The sequence below is a fragment of the Pseudocolwellia sp. G5-9 genome (genome assembly GCF_055808995.1).
On the sequence record NZ_CM147893.1, the window covers coordinates 1,776,581 to 1,793,694 of the forward strand.

The 17,114-nt window shown below is 36.2% G+C and carries 11 protein-coding genes and 1 pseudogene; 10 read left to right on the forward strand and 2 right to left on the reverse strand.

Annotated elements, in window-relative coordinates; genetic code table 11:
• The 5 genes and pseudogenes from AC0L5Q_RS07675 to AC0L5Q_RS07695 all read left to right on the forward strand — a co-directional run bounded on the left by AC0L5Q_RS07675 (position 1) and on the right by AC0L5Q_RS07695 (position 6,638).
• Positions 1-1,911 (forward strand): vWA domain-containing protein, encoded by a 1,911-nt coding sequence (locus tag AC0L5Q_RS07675; protein ID WP_473616805.1) that lies wholly within the window; start codon positions 1-3, stop codon positions 1,909-1,911.
• Positions 1,905-3,596 (forward strand): BatD family protein, encoded by a 1,692-nt coding sequence (locus AC0L5Q_RS07680; protein WP_473616808.1) that lies wholly within the window; start codon positions 1,905-1,907, stop codon positions 3,594-3,596. Before AC0L5Q_RS07675 ends, AC0L5Q_RS07680 begins: the two co-directional genes overlap by 7 nt.
• 224 nt (positions 3,597-3,820) lie before the next feature.
• Positions 3,821-4,336, forward strand: a complete 516-nt coding sequence (locus tag AC0L5Q_RS07685) for a sigma-70 family RNA polymerase sigma factor (protein WP_473616812.1) — start codon at positions 3,821-3,823, stop codon at positions 4,334-4,336.
• Positions 4,329-5,041: pseudogene (locus tag AC0L5Q_RS07690) on the forward strand (DUF3379 family protein). The gene AC0L5Q_RS07685 and the pseudogene AC0L5Q_RS07690 overlap by 8 nt, the downstream one beginning before the upstream one ends.
• Before the next feature lie 376 nt (positions 5,042-5,417).
• The gene (locus AC0L5Q_RS07695) at positions 5,418-6,638 is read left to right on the forward strand and encodes an EAL and HDOD domain-containing protein (RefSeq protein WP_473616815.1); all 1,221 of its coding nucleotides are present in this window, start codon (positions 5,418-5,420) and stop codon (positions 6,636-6,638) included.
• Between the two features lie 101 nt (positions 6,639-6,739).
• Here AC0L5Q_RS07695 and AC0L5Q_RS07700 read toward each other — a convergent pair whose 3' ends face one another.
• Complete coding sequence (locus AC0L5Q_RS07700; protein WP_473616819.1) at positions 6,740-9,313, reverse strand: glycoside hydrolase family 3 protein; 2,574 nt, start codon at positions 9,311-9,313, stop codon at positions 6,740-6,742.
• Positions 9,314-9,662: 349 nt separating this feature from the next.
• Between AC0L5Q_RS07700 and AC0L5Q_RS07705 the strand changes: the two genes are divergently transcribed.
• From AC0L5Q_RS07705 to AC0L5Q_RS07715, 3 genes are all read left to right on the forward strand, one after another.
• Positions 9,663-10,991 (forward strand): GH1 family beta-glucosidase, encoded by a 1,329-nt coding sequence (locus tag AC0L5Q_RS07705; protein ID WP_473616822.1) that lies wholly within the window; start codon positions 9,663-9,665, stop codon positions 10,989-10,991.
• Between the two features lie 88 nt (positions 10,992-11,079).
• The gene (locus AC0L5Q_RS07710) at positions 11,080-12,606 is read left to right on the forward strand and encodes an MFS transporter (RefSeq protein WP_473616826.1); all 1,527 of its coding nucleotides are present in this window, start codon (positions 11,080-11,082) and stop codon (positions 12,604-12,606) included.
• A gap of 173 nt (positions 12,607-12,779) precedes the next feature.
• Complete coding sequence (locus AC0L5Q_RS07715; protein ID WP_473616829.1) at positions 12,780-13,781, forward strand: LacI family DNA-binding transcriptional regulator; 1,002 nt, start codon at positions 12,780-12,782, stop codon at positions 13,779-13,781.
• A 178-nt stretch (positions 13,782-13,959) separates the two neighbouring features.
• On the opposite strand, the gene AC0L5Q_RS07720 is transcribed toward AC0L5Q_RS07715, so the two are convergent.
• Complete coding sequence (locus AC0L5Q_RS07720; RefSeq protein WP_473616832.1) at positions 13,960-14,769, reverse strand: helix-turn-helix domain-containing protein; 810 nt, start codon at positions 14,767-14,769, stop codon at positions 13,960-13,962.
• A gap of 136 nt (positions 14,770-14,905) precedes the next feature.
• Here AC0L5Q_RS07720 and AC0L5Q_RS07725 point away from each other — a divergent pair, with 136 nt between their 5' ends.
• Together AC0L5Q_RS07725 and AC0L5Q_RS07730 are read left to right on the forward strand one after the other, a co-directional pair.
• Positions 14,906-15,673 carry a phytanoyl-CoA dioxygenase family protein gene (locus AC0L5Q_RS07725; protein WP_473616835.1) on the forward strand — a complete coding sequence of 256 codons (768 nt, stop codon included), beginning with the start codon at positions 14,906-14,908 and terminating at the stop codon, positions 15,671-15,673.
• Positions 15,674-15,920: 247 nt separating this feature from the next.
• A complete protein-coding gene (locus AC0L5Q_RS07730; RefSeq protein WP_473616839.1) occupies positions 15,921-17,021 on the forward strand; it encodes an NHL repeat-containing protein in 1,101 nt (366 codons plus the stop codon).
• Positions 17,022-17,114: the final 93 nt, after the last annotated feature.

Below are 17,114 nucleotides of genomic sequence, written 5' to 3' on the forward strand. Positions count from 1 at the left end.
ATGGCTGATTTCCACTTTATTCGTCCCTATTGGTTTTTAGCACTTATTGCGCTATTTATTGCCCTTTATTTATTAAAAAAAATGAGAATAAGCCAATCAGGTTGGCAAGGTTTATTACCTAAACATTTAGCTAATGTATTAATTAAAAACGCTCAAGAAAGTAAACCACTTTCATTAATTATACCTTTTATTATTGGGCTATTAGCCATTATCTCGATGGCAGGTCCTAGTTGGCAAAAACTTCCTCAACCTGTATACCAACTCGCTCGTGGCTCGGTATTGATCATGGATATGTCTTATTCAATGTATTCAACTGACTTATCACCCAACAGGCTAACGCGAGCACGTTATAAAGCGATAGATTTACTCGATAATATTAACGAAGGCGAGATGGGCCTAATAGCCTACGCTGGTGATGCTTTTATAATAAGCCCGTTAACGGAAGATATTAATAATATAAAACTATTACTCCCCTCTCTTTCTCCCGAACTTATGCCAGAGTTAGGAAGTGATCCTATGAGAGCACTCACTCTTGCCGATGAAATGTTAAAAAATGCAGGACATATAGACGGAGATATTTATTGGTTTACTGACGGTATTGAAAACAGCGAAATTCAAGATATTACCGAGTGGTCTAGAAACCATACCTATCGATTAAATATTTTAGGCGTAGGCACAAAAAACGGTGCGCCAATTAAATTAAGCAATGGCGAATTTATGAAAGACAACAATGGCGCTATCGTTGTTCCTAAATTAAAAGGTAATTCACTAAAAGGTTTAGCTGAACGCGGTAACGGCCAATACGTTAAATTACAAACTAACAGTGACGATATTAAAAAATTACTTAAAAATGCCAATAGTTTATCCGATAACAAAGAAACTGAGAAAAAGGAAAGCTCCAATACAGGAGACCAATGGGAAGAAGCTGGTCCTTATATTATTCTCATTATTTTACCCTTCGTATTAATGTATTTTAGACGAGGCCGATTACTCGCTTTATTTCCGCTAGCTATACTATTAACTCCTACAGACCAAGTCTACGCAGATGTTTGGGATGACTTATGGAAAACTAAAAATCAACAAGCACAAGCAAAGTTTGATCAAAAACAATACAAAGAAGCCGCAGAACAATTTAATGATCCGCTTTGGCAAGGCAGTGCTCAATACAAAGCTGGAAACTTTGAAGAAGCCTTAAAATCATTTCAACAAAGTGATACAGCCCAAGCCCTATACAACCAAGGCAATGCTTTAGCAAAATTGAATAAACTCGATGAAGCAATACAGCATTACGAAAAAGCACTCGAAAAAGATCCAAATCTTGAAAGTGCTAAAGCCAATAAAGCGTTGATCGAAAAACTAAAAGAACAGCAACAACAATCAGATCAAAATCAAAAAGGTGATAATCAAGAAGAAAAAGATGGCGATCAAGAGCAATCAGAACAAGAAAGCCAGAATAGTGAAAATAATCAAGATAATAACGAAAACAGTGAAAATCAGCAGCAAGGTGATCAACAAAATAGCCAGCAGCAAAACGACCAACAAAATGGTGAACAAGATGACTCGCAATCGCAAAATGAAGAAAGCGATGAAACAGATTCAGAGCAAACAGAAGAACAAAACCAATCTGAACAAAACGAATCTGAACAGGAGTCAGAAGAAAGCAAAAATAACGAGCAATCTCAAAGCGTAGCCGAACAAGAAGGTGAAAACGATTCAGAACAAACTGAAGAACAAAAAGCACAAGCAATTAGAACAGCTGAAAAACTCGCTCAAGAATCGGAACAAAAACATCAACAAATATTAAATAAAGTGACTGACGACCCTTACCAATTATTACGCAATAAAATGCAATTGGAATACAAAAAACGTCGTCAAAACAGAAGTAATTTAGGAGCAACTAAAAAGTGGTAATAAATTTTATTCGTTTAATAGCTTTATCAACATTAACAAGCTTATTACTTATTCAGTCAGCTTTTGCATTAACGCAAGTCACAGCTACAGTTGATAAAAATCCAGTAATGGAGAAAGAATCCTTTATTTTAGAAGTTACTGCTGATGACGATGTTGATACCAATGCATTAGATACGTCTCCCCTGCTGAAAGATTTTATTGTTGGGCGAACATCAGTAAGCTCACAAACCAGTATGGTTAATTTTAATACCACGCGCACAACAAAATGGACAACAGTTCTTATTGCTCGTACAGCAGGTAATTTTACTATTCCAGCGTTAACGGTAGAATCCTTATCTACCCGCCCTATCTCATTAGAAGTACTAAAAACAAGTAATCAAACAACGTCAGCTTCTCAAGATATTTTTATTACCACAGAGGTTTCATCAAAAGAAGTTTACGTACAAGAACAGCTCACCTTAACTATCAAGCTTCACTTTGCTGCAGAATTAAAACGTGGCAGCTTATCAGAACCGACTTTAGATGGCGCATCAATCACTCAAATAGGTAAAGATAAAGAAAGTGATACCATCATCAACGGTAAAAGATATCGCGTTATTGAACGAAATTATGCAATCAACCCACAAAACAGTGGTGAATTTATTATAAAAACACCAGTTTTTTCTGGTGAAATCATCTCACAAACAAATCGTAGAAGTAATTTTTTAAGCTTTGCTGACACTAAACCCGTCAGTGCGCTAGGCGAAGATATTAACTTAACAGTCAAACCTATTCCTGATAACTATCAAGGCTTTTGGTTACCTAGTGAAATACTCACCTTACACCAAGAATGGCAACCTAATAACGAAAGTTTCATGGTAGGCGAGCCAATAACAAGAACAGTAATATTGACGGCCGCAGGCCTATCTGAAGAGCAACTACCCAAAATTGAAATGAGTGTTCCATCAGGAATAAAAGTTTATCCTGATCAAGCCGAACTTCATACCGGTATGAATAACAACAAGTTGGTCAGCCAGAAAAAACAAAATTTTGCACTCGTTGCAAGTAAAGTAGGAACTTATCAGTTACCTGAAATTCGTATTCCTTGGTGGAATACCGTCACCAATAAAATGCAATATGCGGTTATTCCAGCAAAAAACATAACCATTACTCCTAATGAAGAAATGGCTAATGATAAACAAAATAACAACGTAACCAATAACACTGCACAAGCTATCCCTACAACGGTTAATGAAAATAAACCATTAGAAACTAAAACCGTTATAGTTAAAGAAGCCTCGTGGCTACAATGGCTATTTTTAGCCCTTTGGTTACTAACCTCCTTTGCTTGGTTAATCTCTTCATTTAATAAAAAGAAGAAAAACACTAAAACAATAAAAACAGTCACTCAAAATAGTTATAAAGCTTTACTTAATGCGTGTGACAAAAATAACGGAGAAGAAGCTCTACAACTTATTGTGCCATGGAGTATAGAGTTATTTTCTAATCCGAACATTTCAACATTAGAAGACGCGAAAAACATTATTAATCAAGCCGAATTTAACCAAGCAGTAGCTGATGTGCAACAATGCTTTTATGGTAAAACAGCGCAAAATTGGAATGGTAGTACATTAAAATCACTTATTGTCGATATCAATAAACACCCTAGTAACACTCAAAGCCAGACAATAACACTCAATCCGTAATACTCCCCCCTATCTTTTATCAATCCAAAAGATAGGGGTTCGCAAAATCACGCAAAAATGTCATAGTAGCCCCCAGCTATCCTTTGTTATCCCCGTTACCATTCAAGATACGTATTTCAAAATATCTTGATTAGTAACGGGTATAGAAACCACCTTATAAAATTATTTGAATGATAAAAAAACTATTTGGAAATAAAAAAGCTTCCTCTCAGGTCTCTTCTAACATGACTACTAAACAAGTTAGATACGAAGCACTCGTTAAAGCTCTTCATGCCGATATATATCGTTATGCATACTGGTTATGTCACGAAAAACAAGTCGCAGAAGACCTAGTGCAAGAAACCTTTTTACGTGCTTGGCGCGCTTTAGATTCGTTAAAAGATGAAAAAGCAGCTAAGTCTTGGCTGATCACTATTTTAAGACGTGAAAACGCTCGTCGTTTCGAACGAAAACGTTTCGATATGAGTGAATACGAAGAAGCCACGATAACAGATACCCAATCGATTAGTTCTGAGCAAGATATTGAAAATCATTGGTTACGTGAAAAGATTGGCTCACTTCCAGAAGAATACAGAGAACCTCTAGTTTTACAGGTGATAGGTGGTTTTAGCGGAGAAGAAATTGCAGGCCTTCTATCTTTAAACAAGAACACAGTAATGACACGCTTATTCAGAGCAAGAAATCAGCTGAAAGAAGCATTAGAAAAAGAACCAGAAGTACGAGGTACATACAATGGATGATTTGCAGTTTAGACGAAATATATACGCAGATCCTCAATGCGCAGACGAAGATATTATTAACGCAAAAGCGTCAGATCCTAGTAAACAAAAATTTGCTAGAGAAATAGAGCTATTGGATCAACAAATATTAAACGCACTTAAAGTGCCTGTTCCTGATGATATGGCGCAAAAACTTATTTTACGCCAAGCGCTCGATAGTCATCAGCAGCAAAAAAGAAAAAAAGAATTCATTTAGCTTTAGCGGCATCAGTAGCGTTTGCTATGGGATTAACCATTAACTTCATGCAATTTTCAAACGCTTATACAAATATGGGTGACTATGCGTTTGCACATACAGCTCATGAAGCTGAATATTTTTCGAATAATGACGAAGCCACAGTTACCCTAGCCTCATTAAACAAGAAAATGGCTTCGTTTCATGGTAATTTTTCAGACAAACTAGGTAACTTGATTTTTGCGGATTACTGTCGCTTTGATGGGATGAAAAGCTTACATTTAGTCTATAAAGGTGAAAACTCACCAGTTAACGTTTTTATTATCCCTAAAAGTGAGCATTTAGCCTTTATTAATAGTTTTTCTAATCAACAGCTAAACGGGAAGTCTCTACAGTTTAAAGAGGCTGATATTATTGTTGTAGGCGATAAAACCGAGTCATTACAAAAATGGCAGGAAAATATAAAATCGAATGTAACTTGGTCAATCTAATTTTTTGATTATTAGTTATAAAAAAGGTCAACAGCCCCTAGTCTCTCAATATTGATGTTTTTGTGTATAACAAGGCGAATTTAGGCATAAAAATATCTTGTTGAGTAACTTTGCTTATCCCGAGCTGAGGTTAATTATACAATTGAGTAAGCTATTATTAATAATATGACTTTTAAACAAAAAAAGTAAAAAAATTAATGAAATAAGTTACTAATTCAAATATATTCTTATTACTCGTTAAAATCTCTAAGTAAATCACTTTTTTACTTATTTTTTAATCTTCCTAGGCAAAATTTTGGATCTCAGTGTATAGTTTCTCTGTAGAGGAAAATTTTTCAGAGTAATTAGGACTAATAAATAGAATACTAGGAGTAATATGTATTTTTACGCGGCTAGACAGCCCATTTTGGATCTAAACAAAAAATTATATGCTTACGAATTACTTTTTCGAGATAGCATTGATAATGTTTTTCCTGATGTTGATGGTGATGAAGCAACCAGTAAAATGGTTGAAGCTAGCAAGTTCAATATGGGTATATCTGAATTCACTTCAAACAAACCAGCCTTTATTAATTTTACACTTGAAACATTAAGTAAGGGTTATCCTGAAATGTTAACTACTGATGAAGTAGTTGTTGAAATTTTAGAAACAATAAAACCAGGAAAACGCTTATTAGCCTTATGTAAAGATCTATACGAAAAAGGATATACACTCGCACTTGACGATTATCAACATCAAGCTGTTTGGGCGCACTTTTATCCTTATATAAAAATAATCAAAATAGATTGGCAAATATCCACTGTTGATGAAATTAAAGAAGTTATTAGCGCAATAGAAAAATTCCCTCATATAAAGTTACTGGCTGAAAAAGTAGAAACATATGAAGAATATAACCAAGCCGTAGAGTTAGGCTGTGAATTATTTCAAGGGTTCTTTTTTGCAAAACCTGAAATGATAAAAACAAAAACATTATCACCTTCACAAATGGCAATGGCAGAGCTCCTTTACGAAACATCAAAACCTGATTTAGATTTAGTCAATATTACCTCTGTTTTTGAGCGTGACGTAACACTGTCTTATAAACTCTTACGCTATGCTAACTCAGCTATTTTTAGAAGAAGAGCTGAAATATCTACCATTAAACAAGCTTTAGTAACCCTTGGATTAGTGGAGTTAAAACGATTTATAGGGTTAATGTTTACCGCAAACGTAAATCCAGATAAACCTTCTGAGTTAATTAATTCAGCGATGGCACGAGCTAAGTTTTGTGAACTTGCCGCTGAGAATATAAAACATAATTTAGACAGTTCAATAGCTTTCTTAACAGGTTTACTTTCATTGATAGATGCAATACTTGATGAAGACATTGAAAGTGTTTTAGCCAAGCTACCACTAGCCCAAGAAATTAAAGATACATTACTAACAAAGCAAGGCGATATGGCCCAATTAATTCAATTGGTTGAATTTATAGAACATGCTCAATGGGATGAATCTGCAGCCACAATGGAAAAGCTAGGATTAACAAAAGATCAAACGGTGGAATATTACAACCAAGCACTCTCTTGGGCTGATGAGCAAAGTTTATTGGCTAGTTAATATTAAAATCAAAGCATAAAATTATAAAAAAGGGCTCGTTAATTCATATTAACGAGCCCTTTTTTAATAGCTTAAAAATATCAAAGTCAATTTACTAAAAACTAACGGCAACTTATTGTTAAAGCATTTGTCTTAACGGGTTCAATCCTTATATTAGCTAAACCTAACGATACTTTACCTTGAGGCATTAACTTAAATGGAACCACTAAATCGCCCATTTTCATACCAGCTTTACTAAAGCAAGCTAAATCAATTGATACGGTTTCCCATGTATTCGGCGTTAATTGATTTAATGCCTCATTAATATCCATAGACGCACCACAGCTGCCCTCACCTTCGCACTCCATAGACAAAGCTAACCCTTGCGTAATTTTACCTGTAGTTCTCACCATAAATTTAAGTGCAGAACCTTGAGCTAAATCAGGTCGAAAATCTTCCCTGAAGCTACTTTTACTCGCAATCATAATACCTGCCTGTAGCGTTCCATCTAATTCAATTTGCATCGCATCTTCTTGAACAATACGATCTATCGTTCGGTATTTTAATCCCTCTAACGTATGTGAATTTGCATTCACTTCAACTTGCTTATTACCAGACAATAACCACAACAACCAAGGTTTGTGCATTGTTCCGGTGTATATTCCTCGAGTAATCGTTTCTGAAGTGTTCCACTCAAACGTTTCATTTAAATGATCAGCTAACACATTTTTATCGCCGTAGCTCAAACCAAAGCCATAGGGTAGTAACGGATCATAAATAGCATCATGCCTATTAACGGCTGTTTGATTAGGTAATTTAGGCCAAGAAAATGAAAGCTTCCCAGTAAAGTCATATTGAATATTATCGTCTGTTGACTTTAATATAACATCAGCAACCCCTTGCCCTTCTGAGCCCGGTAACCAAATAGCGACAAAAGCGTCTGAGGCGTTTATTTCTGCATTTACCCACATAGGTCTGCCACTAATAAATAACGCAACAACAGGTATTCCCTTTGATTGAAATGACTTCAGTAAGGCTAAGTCTTGTTTTTCACCTAACTGAAACTCAAGATTTGCTCTATCTCCATGGCCTTCTGCATAAGGATCTTCTCCAAAAACAACAACTGCAACATCGGGTTTTTGTGAATATTGCCCATCAATACTTAATGTAGTTGTGCCCCCCGCTGCTTTTACTTGCTCTGCAATTCCTTGATAAATAGAAGTTCCGCCTGGGAACTCAGCATTGGTATTTTGTGTACCTTGCCAAGTTACCGTCCAACCACCTGATTGTTTGGTAATATTATTGGCTCCGTCTCCTGCCACTAAAATATGTTGCTTAGGAGAAAGGGGTAAAATATTATTTTTATTTTTTAACAACACTAAAGACTGACGCACAGCATCTCGAGCTACCGCTCTATGCTCTTTCGCACCTATTAACTCTGTTTTTCCAGACAATGCTCTATTAGCTGGGCTAGGTTTATCAAATAAGCCTGCTCTTAATTTAACGCGTAAAATACGGCTAACCGCATCGTCAACACGAGAAACTAGAATTTCACCTGCTTTAACTTGAGCAATCGTATTTTCAAGCAAAGGCTTCCATGCAGAAGTAGGTACCATAAATATATCTAACCCTGCATTTACAGCTTGAGCACAACTTTCATTTGAGCAACCTTTGACTTGTCCGTGGCCATTCCAGTCACCCACAACAAAGCCGTCGAAGCCCATTTTTTCTTTTAAAACATCATTCAATAAATACTTGCTGCCATGATTTTTTTCACCGTGCCAACTATTAAAAGAAGCCATCACAGACTGAGACCCAGCAGATAATCCCCCCATATAACCTTGCGCGTGAAGTTTGAAAAGATCTTCTTCTGAATCAATATTATCACCTTGATCATCTCCGCCAACGGTTCCGCCATCACCTAAAAAATGTTTAACGGTACTAATAACCCGATTATCTCCTAGAAAGTCTTTATCCGCATGGCCTTGCAAACCTTTAACGATAGACGCAGCATATGTTTTCACTATGTCAGGATCTTCAGAATAACCTTCGTAAGTTCTTCCCCAACGATCATCACGTACTACAGCAACTGTTGGTGCAAACACCCAATCAATGCCCGTTACCATAACTTCTTTAGCTGTGATTGCAGCAATTTTTTCGATTAAATCAGGGTTATTAGCAGCACCTAAACCAATATTATGTGGAAACAAAGTAGCGCCAATAACATTGTTATGGCCGTGTACAGCATCAGTCCCCCACATGGTTGGAATATTAATACCATCTAAACTGTCATCTACTGACGCTTGATACATATCCTCTGCAAGCTTTATCCAATCATTTGGTGTTGAATGTTTGTTACCATTTGGGAAAGAGCCGCCGCCATTTAAATACGAACCAAAGCCATATTTACGCATATCGTCAACGGTAATATCTCTAATTTCAGGTTGTATCATCTGAGCAACTTTTTGCTCTAACGTCATACTATCCACTAAAGCTTTTACTTTACGCTCTAATTCAGGATCGGTTTTCACTTCGTATGCTAATTTTGGCCAAAGCTGATTGTTATTCTGTTCAAGCGCACCTTTAATCTGCTTTGATGATTGCTCTTCAATTTTGTTATGTTCAACGCTATTACACCCCTGAATAAGGAATAATAAGGTAAAACTTAACGCTAATGTTGAATTATATTTTTTCATAAAGAAACCCAGAATATTTAGAAAATATTATTGTGTTTATTCGCCTATTTATATAAATAGACGAACAAGCGCCATATAAATATTTTCTTTAAAAAACAGTTATTAATCGTTATAAATAAAAAGAAAAATAAAGACTTACTTCAAACTCAAACAAATAGTAAATAATTTGTAGATAGCGTATTAAATAAAACTTATTGACCTTTTAGGTATAAAACACTAACCTAAATGTAAGCGCTTTCATAGTGGTATTTTAAATAATAGCAATTTTGATAAATCGTTAAAATATTGAATCACTAATATTCAATAAAAATTACAGAACTAAATTCTTCTACTATTTCTTGGACGTAAAATGAGAAAACTATCTTTACCCGTAAATTCTAAAATGCTTACACCTTCGTTTACCTTTGGTGTAGCAACAGCTTCATTTCAAATAGAAGGAGGTATCGATTCAAGATTGCCCTGTATTTGGGACACATTCTGTGCAACCCCAAATAAAGTAGCTGACGGCTCTAATGGTGCAACCGCTTGCGATCATTATAATTTATGGGAAGATGATTTAGATTTAATTGAATCTTTAGGTGTAGATGCATACCGATTTTCAATTTCTTGGCCCAGAGTTATGCATAAAAATGGGGAATTAAATCAAGAAGGTGTTAATTATTACCTGAATATTTTAGAACGCTTAAAGCAAAAAAACATCAAAGCGTTTGTAACGCTATATCATTGGGATTTACCGCAACACCTTGAAGATAATGGCGGTTGGCTAAACCGTGAAACAGCTTTCGAATTTGCTGACTATACAGATAAAATAACACAAGCTATCGGCCATAAGGTTCACTCTTTTGCGACCCTAAACGAACCCTTTTGTAGTGCCTATTTAGGCTATGAAATTGGCGTACATGCCCCGGGTAAAATGGGGCAAGGGAACGGAAGAAAAGCAGCACATCATTTATTATTAGGCCATGGTTTAGCTATGGAAAAACTCAACAAAAACTGCCCTCATGCTCTTAACGGCATTGTACTTAATTTTACGCCTTGCTATCCCGCTAGCGAAAAAGAAGAAGATATTAAAGTGACTCAGTTCGCTGACGACTACTTTAATCAATGGTACGCAAAGCCAATATTTGATGGTGAATATCCGGAAATATTACACGAATTACCTGAAGAAAATCGTCCAGAAATATTAGCCGGAGACATGGAGATAATTTCTCATCCAATTGATTTCTTGGGTATTAATTTTTATACGCGTGCTATATACAAAGCTGACGACACTGAACATTTTATTCAATTAGCTCCACCATCACCTAGAACTGATATTGGTTGGGAAGTATATCCACAAGCACTCAACAAACTACTTACATCACTTAATGAAACCTATAAACTGCCACCTGTTTACATCACCGAAAACGGTGCTGCTATGGCTGATATAATGGAAAACGGCCAAGTAAATGATTTTGATAGAGTTAACTATTACCAACAACATTTAACCGTGGTAGATCAAGCAATTAAAAATGGTATCACCATTGACGGTTATTTTGCTTGGAGTTTAATGGATAATTTTGAATGGGCAGAAGGTTACTTAAAACGCTTTGGTATTGTTCATGTTGACTATGAAACACAAAAAAGAACCATTAAAGCTAGCGGACATGCCTTTAAATATTTGATATCTAATAGATAGTTAAAAAGTTAAATTATTATCCGTAATCAGATACGATGAAGTTAATATTCATCGTTTACCATAAACTAACAATAATAAGATAATCAATATGACCAAACTGCCATTCTATGAAAAAGTCGGTTACGCCATGGGAGATGCTGCTGCTAATTTAGTGTGGCGTGGAGCGTTAGCTTACTTAGCCGTATTTTATACCGACACGTTTGGAATCACCGCCGCCGCCGCCGCCATGCTATTTTTAGTGGTTAGATTATCTGACGGAGTTACGGATATTGTAATGGGCATGATCGCCGACAGAACAAACACGCGTTGGGGTAAATTTAGACCTTGGATTTTATGGTCTACTCCCGTTCTTGGCTTATTTATGGTGCTATGTTTTACCACACCGAACTTTAGCGATAATGGCAAACTAGTTTATGCCTACTTTACCTACATAGGTTTAACCTTAGCTTACACATTAAACAACGTGCCCTACTCTGCCTTGATGGGTGTGATGACAGACAGCGATACAGAAAGAACAAGCTTATCGGGCTTCAGATTTGCTGGAGCATTTTTAGGAGGCCTTTTAGTGATGGGATTTCTGCCTGATTTAGTCGCTTACTTTGGTAATGGCAACGATGCTCAAGGCTATCAATATACTATGTACGTATTTGCATCGTTACTTATTGCTTTAATGGTGATTACATTTGCAACAACAAAAGAGCGCGTAGAAGCTCCGGTTGATCCAAACTCTAATTTAAAAACAGAGCTTTGGGATTTAACCAAAAACCTACCTTTTATTATTTTACCCTTATTATCAATGACCTTATTTTTTTACTATCGCGAAATATACAGCGGTATATTCTTCGTTGTTGTAATGACAGCTATGGCTATTTTTATCAAAAAACTCGTCAAAAACACACCTGAAAACATGACAGGAACTCAGCGCGACATGGTTGATTTGTTAACCAACAAACCTTGGTTAATTCTTCTTGGTATGGGATTCTTAACTATGATGTTTAATGGCATAAAATACGGTGTAATCGCCTACTATTTTAAATACCATGTAGGTGACGAACTTATGGCAGGTCAGTACTTTGTTGCTTTGCTTATTGTTTCTATTTTAGGTGCTTTAGCCACAGAACACTTATCTAAATGGCTGGGTAAAAAGAAGGTATTTATTATCTCACTCATACTGAGCGGCCTTTTAACAGGCGCTTTTTATTGGGTACCACAAGGCAATGTTACCGCTATTTTTGTTTTAGGTTGTTCCGCTGAATTTTTCGCCGCTATGATGCCAACGTTATTTTTTACTATGCTAGGTGATTCAGCCGATTACTCTGAATGGAAAAACAAAAGAAGAGCCACTGGATTAATTTATTCCGCGGGTACTTTTGTACAAAAAACAGGTGGTGGTTTTGCCGGAGCGTTAGTATTAGTTGTACTGGCGAGTTACGGCTATAACGGTATGGATGCATCAACAATTGATCAGTCTTTACCTGGCATGCAATTATTAATGAGTTGGATCCCCGCCAGTTTTGCTTTTATTGCTGCAGGACTTATGGTTTTATATCCATTAACAAGTCAGCAAAATGCATTAATTGGTTCTGATCTAATGCAACGTAGAGTAGAAAACTAAAGAGATAAACTTTTTAGTCTACTGACCTCTTTAAGAAGAATCATGATAAAATATAAAAATTAATTTATAACCTATTTTTAACATGTCACCTAACGTAAAATAGACACTTAAATAACATTATTGTATAAAAATAGTTTACCCCGAACAGGGGTTAATAATAACAATGGATAATCATGGCAACTATTTACCAAGTTTCTGAACTTGCAGGTGTATCATTAGCAACCGTATCTCGTGTTTTAAATAAAAATACCCGCGTTAGTGATAAAACACGTGAGAAAGTTGAGAATGCCATGAATGAATTAGGCTATCGACCTAACTCTATCGCTCAATCTCTTGCATCCAATCGCTCAAACAGCGTTGGTATCCTTGTCGCTGAACTGCACGGCCCTATTTTTGGTCATATGATGGCAGGGGTAGAATCTGAATTAAGAGCTGCAGGTAAACACGTTATTATTACCACCGGTCACAGTGAAGAAGAAAAAGAAAAAGACGGTATAGAATTTTTACTCAGTAGAAATTGCGATGCACTTGTTTTGCATGTTGAGGCTGTTTCAGATGAGTTCTTAATCGAATTAAGTAAAGGTAAAGTACCTGTTTATTTAATGAGCCGTTACGTAAATGAACTAAAAGATCACTGCATTAGTATAGATAACCGCTTAGGTGGTTATTTAGCAACTCAAGCCGTTTTAGCGCAAGGTCACACCGAGATTGCGTACATTACAGGTCACCAATATAAAGCCGACTCTGTTAATCGTCTTATTGGCCATAAAAAAGCATTAGCTGAAAAAAATATAACTTTTGATGAAAACCTATTTTTTGTGGGCGACTACAAAGAAACAGGCGGAAGCGCAGGATTAAAACACTTTATTGATAATAAACGATCATTTTCAGCTTTAGTTTGCGCCAACGATGAAATGGCATCAGGTGCCATGAAATATGCACGAGAGCATGGTTATGAACTCCCTGAAGACTTATCAATAATGGGCTTTGATAATGTTATTTTTGCTAACTATTTATATCCTAAATTAACCACCATTGATAATCCCGTAAACGAGATGGGAAAGATGGCGGCTAAGTTAGTCCTTAAAACCGTGTATAACCAGAAAAATATTGAGATTCAAAATATCTTTGAACCTAAAGTTATTATGCGTAAGTCTGTTATTAAATATAAATAACACTCATTAAAGTGATGTATCCCCCTTCAGTGCACGGCATCTGAGCAGTTCATTGTCAAAAATATATTTTTATCAAGCCTTATTCAATTTAACCTGACTCCTACATGAATGTAACGCATGACGTTGAACGCAAGATCTGTTATTGCGACCAATCACAATAACCAATTGATCATTTATCTTATCTCACAGGATGTTTTAGCTTACATGGAGGCTTCCCATTTACACCTACATAAGCTCGATAAAACGAAGAATAATCCCCAAAGCCTACATCTAATGCAGCATTCAACAGCGATAAATTTGGTTTAGATCTAATAGCGGCTTCAATCGCATTGAGCCGTAATTGAGTCCTATAAGCCGTCATTGTTACCCCTACTTCACGCTTAAACACTTGACCTAAATGAGTATTACTCGCCCCAGCTTGATCCGCTACTTGTGCAATAGTTAATGTTAGATCATTTCGCATTAGCCTTAATGCTCTTGCAACTGCAGGGTGTGCAGTTAAAGTTGTAGTATGCTGAGCTTGCTTCCAATGCTGATGCATACGATACAACCACCAACCTAGCCCAATATTTAGTGCATCCGCATCATGAGTATTAATTAATATATCCGACAAAGATACCAATTCATCTAAAGCTACTTCAGATAAACGTCGTGGTATATGAGAAGAGTCTCCATATTCCTCTGGGTGTAAGGGAGGAGACATTAATAACGATGGTGAAATTGCTGCAACAATCATATCAGCGTCATCATCCTCTTTTACCAAAAAATGTGCATCTGCCGCCCGCGCTAAAAGCAAAGTACCTCGACCTAAAACAATCAATTCACCATTGATAAAATACTGTATCTGCCCAGTCAGACCAATAAAAATATTTAATTCTGGAATACGTCTAGGGGCAGGATCAAATAATCGTCTAGTGCTACGTCGCCATATACGACCTCGCTCATCAGGTGCTAAGAGAGGAATTAATGGAGGCGGATTATTAATCAACAGATATTCCTTATATAGAAAAACGCAATGATATACATGTAAAACGCAAATAATACGGGGTTATTCTCTGATATTGTACACTTAAAAGCAATATAACCAATATAACTAAACAAAACCAAATTTAAGGAAAACTAAAATGTCAGATATCGCCACTCAGTTTGCCGAAAATGGCTTTTACCATGCTAAAGGTTTATTCAACGCAGCTGAAGTTAGTGTACTTGAGAAAGATTTTGAACAAATTGTTACACAACTAAATAACAGTAATGAAAACATCGACGCTACATGGAACGGAACAGAAACCAGACGTATAGCGTCTAAAAACGATACCATCTTGCATACTCATAATGTACAAAAGTATTCACGCAACTGGCTCGATGCATTCTTACACTCAAAATTCTTACATGTCGCTGAGCAAATATTAGGAAATGATATTATATTGCATCACTCTAAGCTGTTTCAAAAACCATCTGAAAATGGTTCTCCTTTCCCAATGCATCAAGACTGGTCATATTTCCCTACAGTCAAAGACACCATGATCGCAGGCATTATACATGTGAGCAATGCTACTGATGAGATGGGTTGCTTAAGAGTTTATCCTGGCTCCCATAAACTGGGAAGGATCGAAGGATCGAATGGCCGTCAGCCTAATAAGATTCTGGATCAATATCCTATTAAAAATGCTCAAGTGATTGAAGCCGAACCTGGTGACGTCGTTTTTTTCCACTACTTCACATTACATGGCTCCATGCCCAATCGCTCGAATAAAGTACGTAAAACTGTTCTTTGTCAACTTTATAATGGAGCTGATCATGTTGAACCAGAGAACAACCACCCCAACGAACGACTGGTGCTGCAAGGATGGAACCATCATATTTCTCGAGATGAAGCAGGCTACAAACTGTAAAGCAACTTCATAAAAACTCTTTAATTTTTCGTTGAAGATAGTGCTATTTTAATCAAAATTACCAGAGCCAGTTGACCTTTACGGTATGTTTTTACAACCGCTAGTTTGGCCTTTATACCAAGCTAGCATTACCTTACAGGTTTGTTTAAACAAAATTCATACCCAAAAGTTCAAAAACCTCTAGCATCTAACTTATATTGATTGCGATAGGGTTATCTTCAACATTTAAGCTTTCAAGTGATTAATAATGTCAACAATAAAAAATGCTATTACCCCTCCACATAACCTTACATCTGAATCAATAATTAACCCACACGGTATGATAGTTGGTGAAGGCAAATTTAAATATCGAATAAACACCAATTGGGGAAAACTTGATCCAGCAAAAATACCTGTGGAAAATTGTCACGACATCACCCTAGATTCAAAAGACCGAGTTATTATGGTGACTGATAATATTCAAAACAATTTTATTATTTACAACAAAAATGGAGAGTTACTCGAGCATTTTGGTACCGAATTCCCTGGCGCGCATGCCATAAAAATTGTTCACGAAAATTCTGAAGATTTTATGTATATTGTTGATAGCGGCTGGAAGTTAAATAGAAACTGGGATGGAGTAACAACTGGCAAGCCTGACTCCCCTTACAACAAAGTTATTGGCCAATCAGGCTTCATTGCCAAATTAAATATGCAAGGCGATATAATATTCACTATTGGTCACCCGCAAACTATTGGAATATATACACCAGACATGCCGTTTAAGCCAACTGATATAGCAATAGCCCCTAATGGGGACATATATATTACTGACGGATACGGCTCCGATTACCTTATACAATACGATAGTCAGGGGCGATATATTCACCATTGGGGTGGTCACGATAATACAGATACTCACTTAAACTTATCAAATACACATGGAATCAATATCGATTTACGAAATCCATTAGATCCCCACCTAGTGGTTAGCTCTAGAGCTGAACGAGCATTAAAATTATTTTCATTAAATGGTGAATATCGTAAAACTATTTCTGTACCAGGAGCATGGATTGGAGGTCCTGTTTTCAAAGGTGAATATTTTTATGCCCCCGTTTGTTGGTCTGATGTTGACGGTAAAAAAACTGATAATTCAGGGTTTATTTCTATTTTTGATAAAAATAATCAAGTAATAGCTAATATTGGTGGTGAAAAGCCAATATATATAAACGGCGAACTACAGCCAATGAAAAGCACCAAGGATATATTTCATCATTGCCATGGAGTGTGTGTAGATGATGATGGAAACTTATATGTTAGTCAGTGGAAGGCAAATCATACATATCCGATTAAACTAGAAAAAATATAATTCATAATGATTTAACCTGAACTCGCTTAATAAATGCTTCTCTAGCAGCTATTTTTTATATTTCAATTTGTTAAGCATCTCTTAAACCGAGTT